Origin of the sequence: Pseudocolwellia antarctica, from assembly GCF_049933045.1 — a bacterium.
GTDB lineage: Bacteria > Pseudomonadota > Gammaproteobacteria > Enterobacterales > Alteromonadaceae > Pseudocolwellia.
Genome location: NZ_CP187926.1, coordinates 3857717 through 3878364 on the forward strand (window position 1 = coordinate 3857717; position 20648 = coordinate 3878364).

Here is a 20648-nt window from a genome sequence, read left to right on the forward strand (position 1 = left end):
AGTAATAATAAATGAAAATTCCCTTTATACCTGCGGTACTTATTTTATCTTTAGGTGGCTGTACAGTAATACCAGAACCTTTTGATAAAGATCAGTTATCAAAACAAGCTAAAGAACGTTTATCAATAGTTACATTGAATCAGGACCCTGTTTCCGCGCCTATCAATTTATACGACGCAATGGCGCGCGCATTAAAATACAACCTTGATTACAAAGTAGAGCTAATGGAAGAAGCGTTGAGAATAAGTGAGTCAGATCTTTCTCGTTTCGATATGTTACCTCAGCTTGTAGCAACCGGCGGATATACAGGCAGAGATAATTATGCGGGTGCTTCAAGTCGTTCATTACTTACCAATACTGAATCGTTAGAGCCATCAACATCCAGTGAGAAAAACAGCCTTCAATCGGATCTTTCTTTAAGCTGGGATGTACTCGATTTTGGTCTTTCATATGTTCGTAGCAAACAAAAAGCAGATGAAGCTCTTATCGCTTTAGAACATCGTCGTAAAGTAGCTAACCGCATTATTGAGGATGTACGAACTTCATTTTGGCGAGCTGTTAGCGCAGAACGTATGTTAGGGAAATTAGACGGACTTGCACAAAATGTTGAAGACAACCTTGCCAGTTCAAGAGCACTTGAAAGCCGACGTGCTACTGCGCCATTAACTGCACTAACTTATCAGCGCGAACTTATTGGAATAAAAAGAGAAATACAAAGGTTACAACGCGAGCTTATGATCGCTAAACGTCAGCTTGCCGCATTAATGAACCTAGCGCCAAGCGAACCTTTTACATTAGCGTTACCAGACCGCAATAGGAAGCCATTAAAGCAACCATTTGAAGTAGACGAAATGGTGACCGTTGCGCTAGAAAACAGAAGTGAATTAAGAGAGGTAGATTATCGTTTGCGTATTAATTCTCATGAATTAGATGCAACCATCCTTTCAGCGTTTCCAAGTTTCCGATTATTTGTAGGTGCCAACAATAGCTCTAACGATTTTTTATATAATAACGATTGGGTAAATTGGGGCGCACAAGCAAGTTGGAATGTAATGAACTTATTCCGTCTTCCAGAGCATAAAAAAACCATAGCGGCTCAAGATAATTTATTAGAAGCACGTGGTTTGGCATTAACTATGGCAGTAATGACACAGGTACATGTATCGTATGCCCGTTATAATCATTTGACAAAAACCTTCAATACAGTGCAACAAGAAAACGCAATTCAAAAACGTATTATGGATCAAATCCGAAAAGGCTTTAAAGCCGATACGGTAAGTAAACAAAGCCTGATCCGTGAAGAAATGAAAACCCTAATAACAGAAGTAAAATATGATATTGCGTTTGCTGATATGCAAAATGCATACGCTAATCTGTTTGCTGCAATAGGAATAGACGATTTTGGACCCGATATTACCGGTTCTGAACCTTTAGATAAACTAAGCTCGTCGTTAGAAACATTATGGGCAGAACGTGTTACACCATCAGGCTTAACGTTATTAAATGGTAATGTTAAATAATGGGGTTACCCTTAAAAATTTATATTATTTTAGTTTTGCAAAGTCTACTTATTGGAAAAGCTGTTGGACAAACATCGTCAGAGCAAGCAATAGATAACACCAATAATAAAGAAGTTTATGTACGCGGTGTTATTTCAGCTCGAGATACAGCGGTCATTAGTTCTAGAATTAATGGTTTTGTTATTAAAAGTATTCCTTTTAGTGATGGAGAGGCTTTTGAAAAAGGTGTAGAGCTTGTTAGTTTTGACTGTACACGCAGTAAGGCTGAAGCAAAAGCAGCGAGAGCAACAGCCTTTGCACTTGAAACAACGCTAAAAAGTAACCAAGAATTAGACCTATATGGAGCTATTGGCAAAAATGACGTACTTATTTCTCAAGCCAGACTCGAAAGCGCACAAGCTGAAGCCTTAGCACTTGAGGCAGGACTAAATGATTGTATTATTAAAGCACCATACGCAGGTCGTGTCGTTGAACGTTTAGCTAGCATAGCTGAAAGCCCAACTGCAGGTACACCGGTAATAAAAATACAACGTGAGAAAAATTTAGAAATTAAACTTATTGCGCCGTCCCATTGGCTTTCATGGTTAGAAATTGGCACCTCATTTTCTATAAAAATAGACGAAAATGGTAAAGTGCATGAAGCCTATATTGTGCGATTAGGTGCAGTAGTTGATCCGGTTAGTAAAACGATTAAGGTCATTGGACGATTTAAAGGAACACCTATAAATACCATACCAGGGATGAGTGGTGACGCTCGATTTATCTCTGCTGAGTCTCGTTAATATGGAAATTAAACAAGCTTCAAACACGCCAAAAAATATCAGTAAAAACAAACCTAAAACTGAAACCTTTCAAAAGTTATTGCAGTTTGAAGCGGATATTCGTGACCAAAAAAGTGATATGGAACTCCTATATCACATGGCTAATGAAACACGTTGTTTGTTAAATTACGGTCAGGCTTTTGTATTTAAAAAGCACGGTAGCACAGATGAAATGAAAGTGAATACGGTTTCAAGTATGGCTGTTGTTGATCGAAATTCACCAGCAATACGATGGATTGAACGTTTAATTTTATCATTAAGTAAAGATGTCGATCTTGAAAAAATGCAAGAATTCAAAGCTTCGGCGTATGCTGAACCACAAGATCCTGAAACCACCGAATATCCTTTTATTAATATGATTTGGGTACCTTTAAAGCAACGTGATGGTACCTGTTTTGCGGGTATATTATTAGCTCGATTACTTGCTTGGCCGGCAGCTGAAAAATTAATCGCTGAACGATTAGCTGGAACATACTCTCATGCTTGGATGGCTTTTACACCGCATTGGACTGATCGGAGAAAACCATGGTTAACACGTATTCAAAAACGTATTGCCATTATTGCGGTAATCGTTATTGCCTTAATACCTGTAAGACTTAGTGTTTTAGCTCCCGTCAGAGTGGTAGCTGAACGGCCCTTTATTTTATCTTCCCCTACAAATGGCGTGGTAGAACGTATCCATGTGCCTCCAAACGCAGAAGTGAAGAAAGGCCAACTCATTGTAAGTCTTGAAGATATGTTACTGCGCAATGACGCGGCAATGGCTTCTGAAAAACTTAAGGTTGCGGCTGTACGGTACGAAAGAGCAAAGAATGCAGCCTTTTCAGATAATGAGGCTGCGCGTGATATCGCTGTCACTAAATCTGAATATCACCTTGCTGAAGCTGAAGCGAATTATGCACAAGGTGTTTTAGAACGAGCACAATTACGAGCACCCCAAGACGGTATAGCTGTTTATAGCGATCGTCGAGATTGGGAAGGCCGCCCTGTTTCTGTTGGTGAACATATTGTTGAAATAGCCGATCCTAACAAAGTTGAATTTATAATAGAGCTGCCTCTTCGAGACTTGATAGAAATTAATCCTGAAGCCAAGGTTACAGTATATCTTGATAATGCTCCTCTTAGCGCGGTATCGGCAGAGGTAGCACGTAGCTCATATCATTCAAGCCGTTTGCCTGATGGTCGAGAAGCCTTTTTACTCGCGGCTAAGCCGATAGAAACAACAGATGACATACAAATAGGTGCTCATGGTTCAGCTCGTGTGTATGGTGGCTGGGTGCCTCTTATTTATCGTATATTACGTCGTCCAATTGCTGCTACACGCCAAGGCATCGGCTTATGACAACAGAGGCAAGTATAGACAGCGAACTTATTAACATACAACTGCCTCAACTACGTCAAGAGTTACAAGTAAGCCGAGGTGCTCCGTTAGTGGGTGGTGCGCCAAGTTGGACAATCTTTGATCCCATTAATCATGCTTTTTTTGAGATAGGTCAACGAGAATTTGAAATTTTATCCCTTTGGTCTTTAAAAGATCTAGTTACATTAGCGACAACACTGAAGCAAAGACGACAAGCATTGCAGCCAGGTGAACTAGAAGAGTTTACGGCTTTTTTAATCAAAAACTCCTTAGTAGAAAGTCTTCCTGGTAGTTCAGTACAAAATTTTATGGAACAAGCTGATGCTCGGCATCAAACCCCGTGGCAATGGCTGATGAAGAATTACTTATTTACCCGTATTCCACTCGTACACCCCGATCAGTTTTTACGCAGAACATTACCTAAAATCTCATTTATTTGGTCTACTCAGGCAATTATTATTTGGGCAATATTAACCACAATCGGTATTTTTCTTATTGCACGAAGTTGGGATCAGTTTTTAGCAACATTCCCTGACTTTTTTAATATTCAAGGTTTTTTCTTATATGGTGTAGCACTTATTTTAGTGAAAATATTGCATGAATGCGGACATGCATACACGGCGGTGCGTTATGGCGCTCGCGTTTCAACAATGGGTGTAGCCATTATGTTGTTATTTCCCATGTTATATACCGACACAACAGGTGTTTGGCGATTACGTTCTCGGCGTCAGCGATTAGCAGTAGATGCCGCAGGCGTACGAATGGAGCTAATGGTTGCGGGATTAGCGGGTTTTGCTTGGACGTTATTACCCGATGGAACTTTGCGTAGTATTGCTTTTATATTCGCTACAACTGGGTGGCTACTAAGTATGTTTATAAACTTGAATCCCTTCATGCGATTTGATGGTTACTATTTTATGTCAGACGCGGTGGGTGTTCCAAATCTTCAAGAACGCTCGTTTGCTTTCGGGAAATGGCAGTTAAGAGAATGGCTTTTTGGTTTAGGTAAAGCAATGCCTGAAGACGTTACGCGCTTTGGAGCAAACTGGCGAACAGCATTTGCTTTTGGTACATGGATTTACCGTATATTTTTATTTACTGGGATTGCCCTTGCTGTTTATTATTTCTTTTTTAAGGCGCTTGGGATCATTTTATTTGCGGTAGAAATAATATTTTTTATTGGGCTTCCTATATGGAACGAAATCAAACAATGGTGGGCTATGCGAAGCGAAATTTCTTTTAACAGACAAAGTGGTAGAACACTTATAGGTATTATAGCTTTATTGTTATTACTCTTCTTACCTATAGATTCTCATGTAACGGTTCCTGCCGTTTATAGTTATGGTGGTGATCAACTTGTTGTTGCGCCTGAAGCAGGCATTATCGACGAAGTTATTGCTCGTGATGGCGCTATGGTTACAGCAGGAGATACTCTTTTTAAATTAATATCCCCAGAACTTGAGGTGGCGTTAAGTCGTAGCCAACTTCGTATAGATTTACTAGTTGCACAAATTGGTCGTTCAGTAAGCGATATAAAAGATAGATCACAACGGTCGGTATTGGAACAGGAACTTACTAGTGAAAGAGAAAGATACTTTCAACTAACAGAGCGACAATCACGTTTACAAATTAAAGCACCCTTTTCAGGTCAAATACGAGATTTACAGCCGAATTTACATGCTAAACAATGGTTAGGTACTGGCGCAGAACTTATGCGAATTATTTCATCTAGCTATGCTGATGTACGAGGTTATGTATTTGCCATTGATCGTACTCGATTAAATGTGGGTAATGAAGCCGTATTTATCGCTGATGATCCATCTTCTTCAGCAATCCTCTTATCATTAAAAGAGATTGCTCCATTAGCTTCAGATCGAATAGATTTACGGGTTTTGGCATCCGTAAATGAAGGAGGCATTGCAGTTGATATAGATGAACACGGAATATTAAGACCGCGAGAACCTGTGTATTTACTTCGTTTGGAGCCTACAGGATCTCAATCTACAGACAACCTTAATTCGCGTACAGTTATTGGTTCGGTAGAAATAGAAGTAAAGGCAACAAACTTTGCGTCTCGTATATTTAAACAAGTTGCGCGAGTCCTTACTAGTGAACTGGGCTTATAGGAGGTTAATGAATACTTTTAAAGGAGCTAAATAACCTGAACTCTGGATAAGCAGTTATGCCTAATATTGTTATTTAACCCTCTAACGTCGTTGCCTGCATGGATGCAGGTACTTAGTTTTTATCGGGAATAAAAAAACTGTGTTTTTATTGCTAATAGCCAGCTATTAGTCAAGAAAAATGCCTTGTTATAGAATTAAATTCCAACATTAGGAGAGTAATAAATCATTTAAACAAGTGGTGTTGCAATAATTGACTTATAAAGTATTGAAAATCAATATATTACAAAACCCATTAACCAGAGTTCAGGTTAAATATATTTTTTATAATCAGGATAAAACTCTAAAGCATCGCACCACGTACTAAAATTAGAGTGTTTGTACTGATTACTTGATGCAGAAAACCATTTTGAAGATCCAAAGGCTTGTAAAACAAACTTCCTTTTGTATCCGTCTATAGCGACGTAACAGGCTAGCGTTAATGATGTTTGGTTCGATACTTTTACACTAGGCACGCCTTGAACACTGGTCATGTGCTCAATATTTACTCTAGGTAAAGCAATAACTGAAAAAGCCATTAAGCTTAAAAACGTGAAATAAAAAAATTGTTTTTTGAATGCAGTATTTTTCATATTTCTCAATGAATTAGTTTTAATTTATAGACACAATTATAGATAAAATTAATCAACAAATAAAAAAAAGCAGTATTTTTTATATTTTACCATTGAAACCACCAAATGCTGTCACCATAACCTTTATACGAAATTAATATATGCTGCTATTTTGTAAAGAATAATCAGTAGCGATAAAAAGAGAAAATAAAAATGGCTAATAATGTTCCAGTAAAAAGTGATCAGCATAAAAACTTAAAAGTTTCATCTCAACGTAGTTTAGAGCATGTTTCAGGTCAACATATTGCACCAATTAACGCGTTAGAGTTTGCTCAAGCAGCAACAAGTTACCCTATTATTTTAGTAAAAGAACCTGAATCTGCAAACTTTCGAAGTGTTGTAATGTTAGGCTTAGAAGCTGGCGAGAATTTATATTATAGCAAAGCAAAATGGGATGCTATTTATGTGCCTCAATCAGTATCTTTAGTACCATTTAGCTTAGGTCTTGATCCTGAAAAAGAAAAAACATTAACAACGTGTATTGATTTAGATAGCCAATTTGTTGGTGAAGATAAAGAAAATGCTCTTTTTTGATGAAGATGGTAAAGATACAGATTTCTATAAAAGCGCACAAGAATCATTAGGTCGTTTGTATGAAAGCGAAGTAATGACAGATAAATTCATTAAAGAACTTGAGGCTAATGACTTATTATTAGAGTTAGAACTAAGTATTACTTACAACAACAACCAAAATAAGAAACTTGTTGGTTTATTTGGTATTAACGAGAGCAAGCTTACAGAATTATCTGATGAGAAAGTAATTGATTTCCACAAGCGTGGTTTATTCATTCCTATTCATGCAATGTTAGGTTCTGCTGCTCAAATTAATCGATTAGCTCAATTACGTAATCAAAGTAATTCTAAGCAAAAAGTATCAGGTATTCGTTTTACACCTGTTACTGCTGAAGAAAAGAAATAAGAGTAAATAGTTAAACCCAAAGGAGCTTAGGCTCCTTTTTTATTGCCTAAAATATAGCTTTCGATGATTTCCTATCATTTAGCTGATGAAAGTCACCTTTAAGTAAGTAAATGAAAGTGTGAATCTTTTCATTAACAGATTGGTTGACCTGTGTTAGTTTACATCAATGTTTGGGAAAAACTGTTGAGGGATTTATGGCACAGCAATCAAAAGTACCTTTGGATATTGAGGAACAAATCCAAAGTCTTGCTGGTGATATTTATGTTCAAATTGAAGACAAGGTTTCTGCATTGGTGTCTACTTATGCTAAACCGGAAGTGATCACGAACGAAATAATTGAAAACCATCTAATTTATCAATCACTAAAATCTAAGTTGACTCAGTTCAAAGAAGATTCAGATAAAGCAATGTCGTCAAATGCTATAGAAGCTGAAACGTATCAAAAAACGATATCAGACCTTAAAGCACAGCTGTCCAGTCGTGATGAAGCCATTAAAAATAATGAACAATTAAATAGCGCTAAATTAACTGACACTGAGCAAGTATTAAAAGAGAAACTCGCTGAATTATCTATGTTAAGTGATGCGAATAATCAATTAACAACAAAAAACGAAATACAATTAACCGCTTTAAATAACACGACAAAAGAACTTGAAGACTCTACTCAAAAAATTAAAACACTTGAATCTTCACAGAATATATTAAGTAAAAATGATAAAGCTAAAGCGGCAACATTAGAAGTTCAAAATCATCAAATATCCGACCTCACACTACAGCTTAATAATATCACCAGCGAACTAGACTACCTTAAAGCAGAACATAGTCAGCAATCAGAATCGTCTAATAAACAACTATCACAAGAACAGAGTTCAGTTAAACAGTATCAAAAAGACATTAAAGACCTTCAACAAAAAATCACTGTTATTGAAACATCACTATCTACTGAACTTGCGAATAAAAAAGTACTCGAAAATAGCGTCACAGAATTAAATGAAACCATTAATGCTACGGATACAGCTTTAGGTCATGAAAAAGTTAATGAAGAGAAACTTAATAAAGAAATTTCTACATTAAAACAAAAATATACATCAGTAGAAACGTCATTAGAAAATGAAAAACAAACCGTCAAACTACTGCAAGATAACATTACCAAAATGTCTGAAGAAAGTGCTGTTGTCAGTAAACAGCTCATTCAAGAACAACAAAGTATCGACACTTATAAGAAAGAAATTATAACGTTTAGTAACAAGATTACTGAGTTAGAAACCTTAGTTGCAACAGAAACCAATTCAGGGAAGCTTTTACAGAGTAAGGTTGTTGATTTAACCAAAACATCGATTGATCTAAATGCCATGATAGCTAATGAAAAAGCTAGTGCAGAGAAAGCTAACCTTGAGTCAGAATCATTTAAAAGTAACTTAGTCCAATTAAATGAGAAGCTTACGATTAGTGAACAAGCTCAAAAAGAAGCAGAACGTTTACTTAATGTTGAGAAACAAAATCAAGGTCAACAAAGTAGTAAACATCTAATAGAAATAGACTCATTAAAACAAAGCATAGACAAGCATAGGTCTGAATTAGAAGCTTTAGTTTCTTCAAATGAGAAAAATCAAACGACAGGAGAAAAACTTAATAAAACGATTGCTGATTTAGAAAAAGATAAAGCGTCGCAGTTACAAACAGATAAAGAAAAAGATAAATCACATCAAACAACACTATCTGAATTGAACAAAACCCTTACTCAAGAAAAAGCCAAAATAAAAGCGTACGAAGATCAACTAAACACTCAAAAAATAACATTAGAAGAACAAGTTAAAACACATAAAACCCTCATTGAACAATCTAAAAAAACAGATGAAAACTCAAGTAAAAAAATTACTGAGCTAGGTAACAAAATAACTACACTAGAAAAAGACATTGCGGGCCTAACAACTAAGAATAAAGACTTAACTAAACATTACGAAGAAGCGAACACCATGATTGATGATTACCAGAAAGAAATCATCCATTTAAAAGAAAGTTATGACAACGCTAATAGTAATGTCATCGAAATACAAAAACGTGTTGAAGCTAATAAAGAAAAACAAGAAAGTGAATATGATAAAGCGCGTGATACAATTAAATATCTCCGCGATGAAAACTTAGATTTACATACTAAGCTAGATCAACAAGTCACGGAGTTAGAAGATAAGCTACGTGAATATCGTTTACGCTTTGAGTACGCTCAAAAGCAATTAAATAGTAAATAACCCATTAGGGTTATAAGTGTTAATGGAAAAATCTTTTGTCTAAATCACTCTCTTTCGACGCACTAAGTCAATGGCAGCAAATAGCATTCAGTGCTGCTCTGTTAGAACGTATGTTACCTAACTACAAGCTTTTTTCTGAAGCAACAGAGTTCGGTGAATTTTCAGTTTTACGTAACCAGCTAGATACCGTATGGCAATGGTTAGATAAAAATAACCGCTGTAAAATAAACTACGAAGCTCAATTAACTAAACTAGAGCCACAAATACCAGAACCTGAATCATTCGATTTTTTTGGTGTTTACCCTGCTTTAGATACTTGTATGGCTATGGTGTCTTTGTTTCAAATTATGCAAGACAAAACCTCTGATGGCTGTTTCAATGTCAGTAAGCTTTCTGAAAATAGCGTAGTAAAATATGTAGAGCTAATGTTGAGCCAAGAGATGGATGAAGATGCTATTTCTGACGAAGACATTGATTCACATCCCCTTATGCAATGGGAGTTAGAAACTCAACAAGAGTTATTTAACTACATTAGTTTCGCCCAAGAAAATAAAAAGTCATGTTTACATGCTAAATCTTTAGTGCTTGAAGAAGGTTTATCTAACTTAGGCATTGAAATTTAATTTCTGTATTAGATCAAACAATAAGTAGAGCAACTCAATGAAAGCTATATTTCACTTTAGTTCTCTACTTATCCTCCTTTTTATCTCACCTAGCTTTTCAGCACATTCATCTGATAAAACCGTAAAAGTAGAACAAGCTATTACAGAGGCTATGCAGGAGTTTAATATTCCTGGTGTTGCCGTTGCTATTGTAGAAGACGATCACCTGGTATTTAGTCAAGGCTTTGGCTTAAAAGAGTATGGTAAATTAGAAAAGGTGACCTCAGATACTCTGTTTGGTATTGCTTCAAATACAAAAGCAATGACGGTTGTATTACTCGCACAACTTGTCGATCAATATAAAATATCTTGGCAAACTAAAGTTGTTGATATTTTGCCTGAATTTCAATTGTATAACGCTTTTGTCACGAATGAATTTACCCTGATAGATTTGCTGTCACATCGTAGTGGTTTAGGTTATGGCGCGGGTGACTTAATGATATGGCCCGCAAGATCTTATACTGAAAAATACATCTTCAATGGACTAAAGCATTTACCGCAAGCTTCAGGCTTTCGTACCGAGTTCGCCTACAATAATTTAATGTACATTATTGCGGGTAAGATTATAGAGAAGATAACCCACAAACCTTGGTCTCAGAATCTTCAAGAGCGCTTGTTTACTCCTTTGGGCATGAATAATTCAACGGCAAGTTTTTCACTACTCACTTCAAATTTATCAAACAAAAAAATCAACATAGCTAAACCTCATCTTATTATTAATGAAGAATTAACTGTTGTAGAAAGCGATTACCTTACAAACTTCTCATCTGCTGGTTCAGTAATATCAAACGTGCACGATATGGCACTGTGGCTTAAGGTTTTATTAAATCAAGGTGAGTTGAATAAAGAGAAGGTGGGTTTAGGAGATCAGTCACTGATAAAGCTGAACTTGGGAATAAACTCAAATATTTATCAGCTTTATAGCCAAACCCAAGCAAGTTTAATGTGGCAATCACATATATCACGCAAAGTGACTGAAACCGAAATTGAGCAGGATAATACACACTTCTCTGCTTACGGTTTAGGTTGGTTTTTGAAAGATTTCCATGGCATGAAGCTGGTTCATCATAGTGGTGGAATACAAGGTATGCTTTCTAAAGTACTGCTCATTCCAGAAAGAGATCTTGGCATCGTTATATTAACCAATCAACAATCCAATGCTGCGATAAATGCTATATATCGAGAAATTTTTGAAGTCTATTTAGATTTACCTAAGAATGACTGGGTCGCTTTTTATCAACAAAAAGAACAAAGGCAATTAAAGCGTGAAACAAACCGCTTAAGTGAGATAGAAAAACATTTAATTCAAAGTGGAAGTTCGCCACTTACTCTTGATCGTTATGCGCAAACTTATATCGATAAATGGTATGGCGAAATAATGATTTTTTTGGAAAACAAAAAGCTAAGAATAACATTTAGCCAAACTCCCTCACTAAAAGGTGAGCTTTTTTATTATCAAGATAATACCTTTATTGTACGTTGGGATGATCGGTCACTGAACGCCGATGCTTATGTGAAATTTTCAGTCACTCCTGATGGGGATATCAGTGAAGTTACGCTAAAACCAGTGTCTTATTTAACTGATTTTAGTTTTGATTTTCAAGATCTCAAACTCATACCAAAAACTCACTAATTTTAAGTATTTTGATATAAACGATAGGCAACTTGCCCTGCTTTCTTTTCTTTAAGTAATAACCAGTTATTAGGCATTGCTGAAATAGCTTCTTCACTTTCCATTTCAATGTAAATTAAAGCGTCTGGCTCTAAAAGATCATTGTTGAGCAACTTAACGGTTTCTTCTATTAAACCTTTACGAAATGGAGGATCTATAAAAACAATTGAAAACTTTTGTGAGCATTTTTCCAAATAAGTTAATGTATTTGTATGCTCAATAGTTATTTCATGGGCTTTTAATAAATTTTTATTTTGTTCAAGTTGTTGTGCTGCAGCTTTGTTTAGTTCAATTAGTGTTACTGATTTCGCACCTCGTGAAAATGCTTCAAAACCTAAACCACCCGATCCAGCAAAGCAGTCTAAACAAGTACTTTCCTGCATGAAAGGCATCAGCCAATTAAACACAGTTTCTTTCACTCTGTCAGTTGTAGGTCTTAGGCCTTCAGCCATTAATACAGGCAATTTTCTACCTCTATGTTTACCTGAGATAATTCGAATACTTCCCTTAGCAGGACTTTTGTTTGTTTTAGGTTTATTCATGAAATCAGTTATCGTTGAAGTTGTCGTTTTAATAAGGGTTTATAAAGCGTTTTGAATATAGATAAAAAGGGTAAAATCACTTCTAAAAATACATCAATTAATTAAAACCTTTGTTTTATCAAGGAATGCCCAAACAATATTTAATGTAAGTGGTATTAAATGATACTATGTTATTAATATTATCCCTGTTTATTGCATTAATGCCACCAATATGTGTGGCACACAGAAGAAATTAGTTTTATGTCTAAAAAGAAAGGTATGTTTTCTTGGTTAGGTTTTGGTAATCAAGATAAAGAAAAACAAGAAGCACCTATTGTAGAAGAGCAAGCGCCTCAACAAGAAGATTCTGTTGAAACCGAACTTGAAGATCAGGTTATCGATAAATTACCTGAAAATAATGACGATAGTGCTGTACAAGTAGATTTAGAAAGCGAAACTGTCCTGCCAGAGCCAGAGCCAGAGCCAGAGCCAGAGCCAGAGCCAGAGCCAGAGCCAGAGCCAGAGCCAGAGCCAGAGCCAGAGCCAGAGCCAGAGCCAGAGCCAGAGCCAGAGCCAGAGCCAGAGCCAGAGCCAGAGCCAGAGCCAGAGCGCGGATTTTTCTCGCGTTTAAAGCAAGGCTTGAAAAAAACCAGTCAAAATTTAGGTGGTGGAATATTTGGTTTATTTCGCGGCAAAAAAATTGACGACGAGCTATTCGAAGAATTAGAAACGCATCTGTTATTAGCTGATGTTGGGGTGGATACCACCACTAAAATTATCAATTCTTTAACGACAAGCGCATCGAGAAACCAGTTGAAAGATGCTGAAGCCTTATATGATTTATTAAAGGCAGAGCTTAAAAAAATTATTGAGCCAGTCACTCAACCGCTAGTCATACCTAAAGGTAACGGACCTTTTGTTATTTTAATGGTGGGCGTAAATGGTGTAGGTAAAACTACCACTATTGGCAAGCTGGCTAAACAATTTCAAGCGGAAGGCAAGTCTGTTATGTTAGCTGCTGGTGATACCTTCAGAGCTGCAGCTGTTGAACAGTTACAAGTATGGGGCGAACGTAATAACATTCCAGTTGTTGCTCAACATACAGGCGCAGATAGTGCTTCGGTAATATTTGATGCCATTAACTCAGCTAAAACAAAAGGTGTTGATGTACTTATTGCTGACACTGCAGGTCGACTACAGAATAAAGATCACTTGATGGAAGAGCTGAAAAAAGTGGTTCGAGTAATGAAAAAACTTGATGTAAATGCACCTCATGAAGTTATGCTAACACTTGATGCTGGCACTGGACAAAATGCACTTAGTCAAACTAACCTATTTGATAAAGCTGTTGGGTTAACAGGTTTAACTTTAACCAAACTCGATGGTACTGCTAAAGGTGGTGTTGTTTTTGCTATTGCAGATAAACATAATATTCCAATTCGCTATTTAGGCGTTGGAGAAGGTATTGATGATTTAAGACCTTTCAAAGGTGATGACTTTATCGATGCTTTATTTTCTCACGATGGCTAACTGAGCAAACACAATTTATGATCCGTTTTGACAATGTAAGTAAAACCTATCCTGGTGGATTCATCGCACTTAAAGATGTGAGTTTTGAAGTTAATACTGGCGAAATGGCTTTTCTAACAGGTCATTCTGGCGCAGGTAAAAGCACATTATTAAAATTAATGTGCTTAATGGAAAAGCCTACAAGCGGTACGGTTGAGATGAACAATACTGATTTATCTCGGATCAAATACCAAAATATTCCTTACGCCCGTCGCAATATAGGTATGATCTTTCAAAATCATAACCTGTTAATGGATCGCACTGTTTTTGATAACGTAGCGCTGCCTTTAATTATTGAAGGTTGTAGCTTAAAAGAAACACGTAAACGCGTAGAAGCGGCTTTAGAAAAAGTACATCTGCAAAACAAACTTAAATATTATCCTAATATGCTATCAGGCGGCGAACAACAAAGAGTTGGCATCGCTAGAGCACTTGTTAACAAACCTCCAATCTTACTTGCGGATGAACCTACGGGTAACTTAGACCCTAAATTATCACTTGATATTATAAAGCTCTTTGAAGAGTTTAATGATTTTGGGGTAACTGTACTTATAGCGACTCATGATTTAGGTTTAATTGCTCGAATGAAGTATCGCACGCTCACCTTAAAGCAAGGCACCATGATCAATGACGGCTTGATTGAAGGCTTACAAAAGCAAGGGAGCCAAGATGCAAAATAATGATCACTTTGCTCGACCTTCTAATAAATTAGGTTTTTCTGCACGCTTTGCTGGTTGGGTTATTCGCCATGTTCAACAAGGTATAGGTAGTTTAGGCGATTTATGGCGCACTCCTTTTACTTCAGTAATGACAGTTCTGGTATTAGGTATCAGTTTAACTTTACCTGCGACATTACATCTTTTCGTAAAAAACGCAAAAGCAGTGACTGAGCAATGGGATTCAGCATCAGAAATTACTTTATTCTTAAAGTTATCAGTATCTGAAAAGTCGGCTCAGCAATTGGTGCAACGAATTTCGCTTTATACTGATGTTGCCAGTGTTAAATATATTTCAGCAGATAAAGCTCTAAAAGAATTTAAAGTTCTTTCAGGTTTTGGTGATGCACTTGAATACCTAGATGATAACCCTTTACCTGCAACGGTTTTGGTCACTCCTACTAAGCGTGCCAGCCAGGCCGAAGCTGCAGGAGACTTATTACTAAAATTAGAGAAAGAAAGAGAAGTAGAACAAGGAAAGCTTGATTTAGAGTGGCTAACAAGACTTCAAGCCATGGCTGAACTGATTGAAGATATAGTTATAGGGTTAGCGCTACTTTTATGTTTATCGGTAGTCTTGATCATAGGTAACACAATACGTTTAGCCATTTTGAATCAGAAAGATGCTATCGCCATTATGAAGTTAGTGGGTGCAACCGACGCCTTTATTCAGCGACCTTTTTTATATGCGGGTATATGGTATGGCATATTAGGTGGTTTAGTGGCTTGTTTTTGTGTTTATGTACTTGGATCATACTTGTCTAATGCTATGCAGGACTTAACAGCTCTGTATCATAGTAACTTTATATTGGAGGGGCTGACATTTTCAGAATCACTTTACCTCATCCTTTCTGCAGTAATCCTCGGTTTTTCAGGTAGTTATGTTTCTGTTCGTAAACATATAAAATCAATTGAACCAACGGCTGATTAATCACTCTACTTAATATACTTTTTAAGTTTTTGTAATTTAATTGGACTGTTCAAGGTCTTTAATAATTGTTACTTGATCTAAAGTAACAATTATATACATTTTTACTTGTAAAAGTTGTGATAGCCTGTTGTATCACCCACTTAGTTACGTTAATGTATTATTTAAATTATCGTGATAAATATAAATTTCTGTTAAAATCGCGAAGAATAAAGTATTACGGAGAAAATAGATGAGTAATTCTATACAAACTACAGCACTAACTGTTCCACAAAGTGGAAGTATTGAATCGTATATGCAATCGGCGTATAGCATTCCTATGCTTACAGCAGAACGTGAAAAAGAATTAGCTACTCGTTTATATAACAATAACGACTTACAAGCGGCACAAGACCTTATCATGTCGCATCTACGTTTTGTTATACATATTGCTAAAGGTTATGCTGGCTACGGCTTAGCACAAGCTGATCTAGTTCAAGAAGGTAACGTTGGCTTGATGAAAGCGGTAAAACGTTTTAATCCAGAAGTTGGCGTTAGACTTGTTTCATTTGCTGTTCATTGGATAAAAGCGGAAATACATGAATTTGTATTACGTAACTGGAGAATCGTAAAAGTTGCGACAACTAAAGCACAACGTAAATTGTTTTTTAACTTAAGAAAAAACAAAAAGCGTCTAGGTTGGTTTAGTAATGCTGAAGTTTCTAATGTTGCTGAAACTTTAGGCGTAACAAAGAAAGACGTGCTTGAAATGGAATCTCGTATGAGTAACCAAGATCAAGCGTTTGAGCTTTCTACTGATGATGATGATAACGCAAGTGCTTCAAGCTTTTCACCTGCTCAGTATTTAGAAGACAAAGCGTCTGATCTAGCTGATTCAGTTGAAGAAAAAGACTGGAGTAATCACGCAAATAAACGTTTAAGTAATGCATTGGTATGTTTAGACGATAGAAGTCAGCATATTATTCGTACTCGTTGGTTAAGTGAAGATAAAACGACACTTCAAGATTTAGCAGATAAATATCAAATATCAGCTGAACGCGTAAGACAGCTAGAAAAGAATGCATTAAATAAATTAAAAACGTCGATGGCGGCGTAATATATTTTGCATGATTAAGAAAACCGACAGTTGTCGGTTTTCTTGTTAATAAACATATACATTATAAAGTCTAAATAATGAAAGACTTTATACATAAAATAAAACCTAAAAATAATATTAATAATATGGGTAAATTTTGATGCCAGTGAATGCGAACGAAAGCATACTAGCAGCACGTCAGATACCAAAGCTAAAATCTTTACTTAAGAAGTATCGCCAAGCTAGAACAATACAGTCAGGATTATTGCAACTTTCAGAGTTGGCTAGTTCAGTGACTGATATGAGTTCGTTTTATTCTGAACTGCAATCAATTATCAAAACTATACTGATCACAGATAGTTTCCACATTTCCTTATGTAATAGTCATCAAAATTTATCTCTCGTTTATTCGAATAACTCTATTGAAAGAAAACTCATTGAGCAACAAGAACGTGAAAATTGGAAACACAGTTTAACGGGTTTAGTTTATTCTCAAGGTAAAGCCATTAGTTGTGATGCAAAAGAAAGAGATGCGTTAAGTAAAAAACATAACTTAAATTTATCTAATTCAGCGTTCATAGATTGGTTAGGTGTACCACTAAAAAGAGGTAATAACGTTATAGGAGTTATTACGCTTCAAAGCTATGATCACGATATTTTGTTTAGTAATAAAGACTCACAACTCTTAGAGTTTATTGCAGAACATCTAGTTACCGCTATTGATAGAGTACGTAGCCGAGAATTATTAGAAAAAAATATTATAGAGCGTACCCAAAAACTTACCGAAACTAATGAAAAACTACAAAAAGAAATTGCCGAACGTCAAAAGGCAGTAAAAATTCATAAAGCCTTATTATCAATTTCTGAAATAACAGCAACAACCTACGACTTAGAGTCATTCTATAAAGTATTACATCAAGAAATCACTACACTCATTCCTTCTAATAATTTTTATATCGCGTTAACCTCTCAAAATAATGAATGGATAGATTTTCCTTATTACAAAGATGAGCATCATGATATCGCTGAATCTAGACCTTTTTCAAATGGTCTTACAGAGTTAGTAATTAAGTCGACAGAACCTTATTTGATGAAAGGTAATGAGGTAATAACACTTGCAGGAAGTGATCCTAAAAATAATAAACTTTATAAACCTAAACCTTTAAAAGATAAGTTACCTAAAGCTTGGTTAGGTGCCCCTTTAGTGGATCAAGGTGTCGCTTTTGGCGTTTTTGCGGTTTATCACTACGAAGATGTAAATGCTTATGAATTAAGTGATTTGGATCTTGTTAAGTTTATTAGTCAGCATATAGCCACCACTATTCTTAGAATAAGAACTCAAGCTGAAATTCAGAAAAATAATGAAGCCCTTGAACAGGCAATTGATGAACGAACAAAAGAATTACAAAGCACTAACTTGAATCTGCGTATGCAAATTGAAGAAAGAAGAAAAGCTGAAGCTCAGCTATATTACGACGCACATCATGATGCATTAACTAAGTTACCTAATAGAGCAATGTTAATTGACCGATTAGGCTATTCTTTACGTCACTTGAAACGCCATCCTCTTCATCAATCTGCATTGTTATTTATAGATTTAGATCGTTTTAAAATGATCAATGATACGTTAGGCCATCATGCTGGTGATTTGTTTTTAATTGAAATTGCCGATCGATTGCGAGATTGTGTACGAGACAATGATATTTTGGCTCGATTAGGTGGTGATGAATTTGTTATCTTGCTCGATTCATTACAGTCTGAAGATGATGTTGAAGAAGTCGCTAGTCGAATTATTAATAAAGTTGCTGCGGGTTTCGAATTAGAAGGCCATACAGTCCATTCTAATGCAAGTATTGGCATTGCAATGTGTGGCAGTCATTACAAAGACTCAAATGAAATACTTCGTGATGCCGATGCTGCTATGTATCAAGCTAAAAGCTTAGGTCGTGGCCGTTATGTATTTTTTGATGACAGTATGCGAGAACAACTTATTGCAAGTATGACTTTAGAACAAGAGCTCAGAGTCGCAATAAAAGAATGCCAGTTCGAGCTTCATTATCAACAAATATCAGATTTAGAAAATACTAAGATTATTGGTTTTGAAGCCTTATTACGTTGGAATCATCCTACAAAAGGTTTGTTAACTCCTAGCGAATTTCTATTCATGGCTGAAGAAACAGGCATGATTTTAGATATTGAAACTTGGGTTGTAGAAGATGTGTGCGCACAACTAAAATGCTGGCAATCTTCATTAGAATACAAGAATACTTTTATTGGGATAAACTTATCAGGTCGACATTTAACTCAATCTAACCAACTATTCAAACTGATAAAATTAATAGATAAAAATACAGTAGAGCCACATCGTCTTATTTTAGAATTTAATGAATCTGCATTTTCACAACACGCAGAACTTGCTCTTAAAGGTTTAAAGAAATTAAAAGAGTTTGGTGTTAAATTAGCTCTTGATGATTATGGCGCTGGCTTATCATCTCTCAATTTCTTGCATGGGTATCCTTTTGAGTTTATCAAACTTGATAGAAGCTTTATTCATTCTTTAAATTTAGAAAACCAAAACTTATCATTAATTAAAGCTCTGCATGAATTAGGCAGTAATTTTGGATATAGGTTAGTTGCAGAAGGCATTGAAAGCGCTGAAACATTAGAGAAATTAAGAAGTGTTGGTTGTGAGTTTGGTCAAGGTTATCATATTAGTCGACCAGGTCTAATAAAGCAGTTTGAAGAAGAAGTGGTTAATGTAAGTAATGGTTAATACTTACGTTATTTTTTAAATAAATACGGTTAATCATTTATCCTTTATAAAAATAACCTTCAACTCTAAATGCAATACCAGGCGTTGTTTTATAGCTTTCTATTTCAGACCACTCTAAAAAAGGTTCTACCTCAAAGAAAAGCCATTTTTTATAAGCATTAAATCTATATCTATAACTTACCGTATAATTATCCACAACAAAATCGCGCTCACCATTTCGCTCACCTTCAACTTGAAAAGAGGTAACTGAAGCGGTGTAAGCATCTAAATGTTTTAAACGATAAAAACCATGCTTCCAACGGATACCACTAAAAGATTGAGAGCCTTCAATACTGTAATTTATTCTATATTGTGTTTTTGGATCTTCTTGAAAGTTATATTCAAGTAATAATCTGCTTCCAAGACCATCACCTAAGAAGTAAAAGATTGAAGGTTCTACTTTAAAAGCACTGTTTTCAGTCCAGTTAAAATAACGCTTATGACGGCCTCTTATAAATATATCACCACCAGAAATACCTAAACGAGTATCTGTATATTTATTTTTACCATTGGTATGCATATAGCGCAGTGAAGCCGAAAATTTCTCTTCTTCAGGTTGGGTATGCGTTGTTTCTAAAGGTAATTGGTACTGATCAGCTTCATCCTCATCAGATAAAATCAAATCTACCTTATTTTTAAAATGAGGTAATTTAACTTTTACTCTAAATCTTGCTTTGATTTCATTCCAATCTCTACTTCTTGGGCGCCACTCTAATCTAATTCTCGCGTTTACTTTTGGGTTTTGTTGAGCACTTCCTTCTTCTGTAAAGAATTCGTCAAACCAAGCCGCAGACATATAAACTGAGTCTGAAACAGTTGAATGAAAGTCGTGGATCCAGGGCGTTTCTTCTACATATTCTCCATCTGTTTGCTTTTTTATTTCTTCAGCTGCGTGACATATAGAAGCAAAACTAAAAAAAATAATATAAATCTTTTTTATCAAATTTAAGGTCCTTGAGAAAATTAATGCAAGAAAGAGTGCTTTTTATAACTAAAACTTTATAATAACTCTATTTAAATCATAGGTGAA

The 20648-nt window shown here is 35.8% G+C and carries 17 protein-coding genes; 14 read left to right on the forward strand and 3 right to left on the reverse strand.

The window, feature by feature from the left end:
- Positions 1-11 precede the first annotated feature (11 nt).
- Genes ACPUVN_RS16685 through ACPUVN_RS16700 form a run of 4 tightly spaced genes read left to right on the forward strand, consistent with a single transcriptional unit; the run spans position 12 to position 5827 of the window.
- Positions 12-1520: a TolC family protein gene (locus ACPUVN_RS16685; RefSeq protein ID WP_426369484.1), complete on the forward strand. Its 1509-nt coding sequence runs from the start codon at positions 12-14 to the stop codon at positions 1518-1520.
- On the forward strand, positions 1520-2302 hold the full coding sequence (locus ACPUVN_RS16690) for an efflux RND transporter periplasmic adaptor subunit (RefSeq protein WP_426369485.1): 783 nt from the start codon (positions 1520-1522) through the stop codon (positions 2300-2302). Before ACPUVN_RS16685 ends, ACPUVN_RS16690 begins: the two co-directional genes overlap by 1 nt.
- 1 nt (position 2303) lies before the next feature.
- Complete coding sequence (locus ACPUVN_RS16695) at positions 2304-3683, forward strand: efflux RND transporter periplasmic adaptor subunit (RefSeq protein ID WP_426369486.1); 1380 nt, start codon at positions 2304-2306, stop codon at positions 3681-3683.
- Complete coding sequence (locus tag ACPUVN_RS16700) at positions 3680-5827, forward strand: HlyD family efflux transporter periplasmic adaptor subunit (RefSeq protein WP_426369487.1); 2148 nt, start codon at positions 3680-3682, stop codon at positions 5825-5827. The genes ACPUVN_RS16695 and ACPUVN_RS16700 overlap by 4 nt, the downstream gene beginning before the upstream one ends.
- Positions 5828-6135: 308 nt before the next feature.
- Here the strand turns inward: ACPUVN_RS16700 and ACPUVN_RS16705 are convergent, their stop codons facing one another.
- Positions 6136-6456, reverse strand: a complete 321-nt coding sequence (locus ACPUVN_RS16705; protein WP_426359181.1) for a hypothetical protein — start codon at positions 6454-6456, stop codon at positions 6136-6138.
- A gap of 192 nt (positions 6457-6648) precedes the next feature.
- On the opposite strand from ACPUVN_RS16705, the gene ACPUVN_RS16710 reads away from it, so the two are divergent.
- The 5 genes from ACPUVN_RS16710 to ACPUVN_RS16730 all read left to right on the forward strand — a co-directional run bounded on the left by ACPUVN_RS16710 (position 6649) and on the right by ACPUVN_RS16730 (position 11958).
- Complete coding sequence (locus ACPUVN_RS16710; protein ID WP_426369488.1) at positions 6649-7029, forward strand: SapC family protein; 381 nt, start codon at positions 6649-6651, stop codon at positions 7027-7029.
- Positions 7016-7414, forward strand: coding sequence for a SapC family protein (locus ACPUVN_RS16715; protein WP_426369489.1), 399 nt, complete (start codon positions 7016-7018; stop codon positions 7412-7414). Before ACPUVN_RS16710 ends, ACPUVN_RS16715 begins: the two co-directional genes overlap by 14 nt.
- Positions 7415-7608: 194 nt before the next feature.
- Complete coding sequence (locus ACPUVN_RS16720) at positions 7609-9663, forward strand: hypothetical protein (RefSeq protein ID WP_426369490.1); 2055 nt, start codon at positions 7609-7611, stop codon at positions 9661-9663.
- A 35-nt stretch (positions 9664-9698) separates the two neighbouring features.
- On the forward strand, positions 9699-10286 hold the full coding sequence (locus tag ACPUVN_RS16725) for a YjaG family protein (protein ID WP_426359177.1): 588 nt from the start codon (positions 9699-9701) through the stop codon (positions 10284-10286).
- A gap of 37 nt (positions 10287-10323) precedes the next feature.
- A complete protein-coding gene (locus ACPUVN_RS16730; protein ID WP_426369491.1) occupies positions 10324-11958 on the forward strand; it encodes a serine hydrolase in 1635 nt (544 codons plus the stop codon).
- Between the two features lie 2 nt (positions 11959-11960).
- On the opposite strand, the gene rsmD is transcribed toward ACPUVN_RS16730, so the two are convergent.
- Positions 11961-12539, reverse strand: coding sequence for a 16S rRNA (guanine(966)-N(2))-methyltransferase RsmD (rsmD, locus tag ACPUVN_RS16735; protein ID WP_426359175.1), 579 nt, complete (start codon positions 12537-12539; stop codon positions 11961-11963).
- A gap of 240 nt (positions 12540-12779) precedes the next feature.
- Here rsmD and ftsY point away from each other — a divergent pair, with 240 nt between their 5' ends.
- The 5 genes from ftsY (at position 12780) to ACPUVN_RS16760 (ending at position 19579) form a co-directional block, all read left to right on the forward strand.
- Entirely contained in the window at positions 12780-14048 is a 1269-nt protein-coding gene (ftsY, locus tag ACPUVN_RS16740) for a signal recognition particle-docking protein FtsY (RefSeq protein ID WP_426369492.1), read from the forward strand.
- A 17-nt stretch (positions 14049-14065) separates the two neighbouring features.
- Positions 14066-14767 (forward strand): cell division ATP-binding protein FtsE, encoded by a 702-nt coding sequence (gene ftsE, locus ACPUVN_RS16745; protein ID WP_426359173.1) that lies wholly within the window; start codon positions 14066-14068, stop codon positions 14765-14767.
- Entirely contained in the window at positions 14757-15734 is a 978-nt protein-coding gene (gene ftsX, locus ACPUVN_RS16750; protein ID WP_426369493.1) for a permease-like cell division protein FtsX, read from the forward strand. The genes ftsE and ftsX overlap by 11 nt, the downstream gene beginning before the upstream one ends.
- Positions 15735-15963: 229 nt before the next feature.
- Positions 15964-16827 (forward strand): RNA polymerase sigma factor RpoH, encoded by an 864-nt coding sequence (rpoH, locus tag ACPUVN_RS16755; protein WP_426359171.1) that lies wholly within the window; start codon positions 15964-15966, stop codon positions 16825-16827.
- Between the two features lie 139 nt (positions 16828-16966).
- On the forward strand, positions 16967-19579 hold the full coding sequence (locus ACPUVN_RS16760) for a sensor domain-containing phosphodiesterase (protein ID WP_426359170.1): 2613 nt from the start codon (positions 16967-16969) through the stop codon (positions 19577-19579).
- Positions 19580-19616: 37 nt separating this feature from the next.
- Here the strand turns inward: ACPUVN_RS16760 and ACPUVN_RS16765 are convergent, their stop codons facing one another.
- Positions 19617-20561 (reverse strand): hypothetical protein, encoded by a 945-nt coding sequence (locus ACPUVN_RS16765; protein WP_426369494.1) that lies wholly within the window; start codon positions 20559-20561, stop codon positions 19617-19619.
- Between the last annotated feature and the right edge of the window lie 87 nt (positions 20562-20648).

What these genes read in the sequence shown, in the direction of transcription:
- ftsY (WP_426369492.1), top strand. Translation starts at nt 12,780, where the DNA reads ATGTCTAAAAAGAAAGGTATGTTTTCTTGGTTAGGTTTTGGTAATCAA.
- ftsE (WP_426359173.1), top strand. Translation starts at nt 14,066, where the DNA reads ATGATCCGTTTTGACAATGTAAGTAAAACCTATCCTGGTGGATTCATC.
- rsmD (WP_426359175.1), bottom strand. Translation starts at nt 12,539, where the DNA reads ATGAATAAACCTAAAACAAACAAAAGTCCTGCTAAGGGAAGTATTCGA.
- rpoH (WP_426359171.1), top strand. Translation starts at nt 15,964, where the DNA reads ATGAGTAATTCTATACAAACTACAGCACTAACTGTTCCACAAAGTGGA.
- ACPUVN_RS16710 (WP_426369488.1), top strand. Translation starts at nt 6,649, where the DNA reads ATGGCTAATAATGTTCCAGTAAAAAGTGATCAGCATAAAAACTTAAAA.
- ftsX (WP_426369493.1), top strand. Translation starts at nt 14,757, where the DNA reads ATGCAAAATAATGATCACTTTGCTCGACCTTCTAATAAATTAGGTTTT.
- ACPUVN_RS16760 (WP_426359170.1), top strand. Translation starts at nt 16,967, where the DNA reads ATGCCAGTGAATGCGAACGAAAGCATACTAGCAGCACGTCAGATACCA.
- ACPUVN_RS16695 (WP_426369486.1), top strand. Translation starts at nt 2,304, where the DNA reads ATGGAAATTAAACAAGCTTCAAACACGCCAAAAAATATCAGTAAAAAC.
- ACPUVN_RS16730 (WP_426369491.1), top strand. Translation starts at nt 10,324, where the DNA reads ATGAAAGCTATATTTCACTTTAGTTCTCTACTTATCCTCCTTTTTATC.
- ACPUVN_RS16715 (WP_426369489.1), top strand. Translation starts at nt 7,016, where the DNA reads ATGCTCTTTTTTGATGAAGATGGTAAAGATACAGATTTCTATAAAAGC.
- ACPUVN_RS16720 (WP_426369490.1), top strand. Translation starts at nt 7,609, where the DNA reads ATGGCACAGCAATCAAAAGTACCTTTGGATATTGAGGAACAAATCCAA.
- ACPUVN_RS16685 (WP_426369484.1), top strand. Translation starts at nt 12, where the DNA reads ATGAAAATTCCCTTTATACCTGCGGTACTTATTTTATCTTTAGGTGGC.
- ACPUVN_RS16690 (WP_426369485.1), top strand. Translation starts at nt 1,520, where the DNA reads ATGGGGTTACCCTTAAAAATTTATATTATTTTAGTTTTGCAAAGTCTA.
- ACPUVN_RS16705 (WP_426359181.1), bottom strand. Translation starts at nt 6,456, where the DNA reads ATGAAAAATACTGCATTCAAAAAACAATTTTTTTATTTCACGTTTTTA.
- ACPUVN_RS16700 (WP_426369487.1), top strand. Translation starts at nt 3,680, where the DNA reads ATGACAACAGAGGCAAGTATAGACAGCGAACTTATTAACATACAACTG.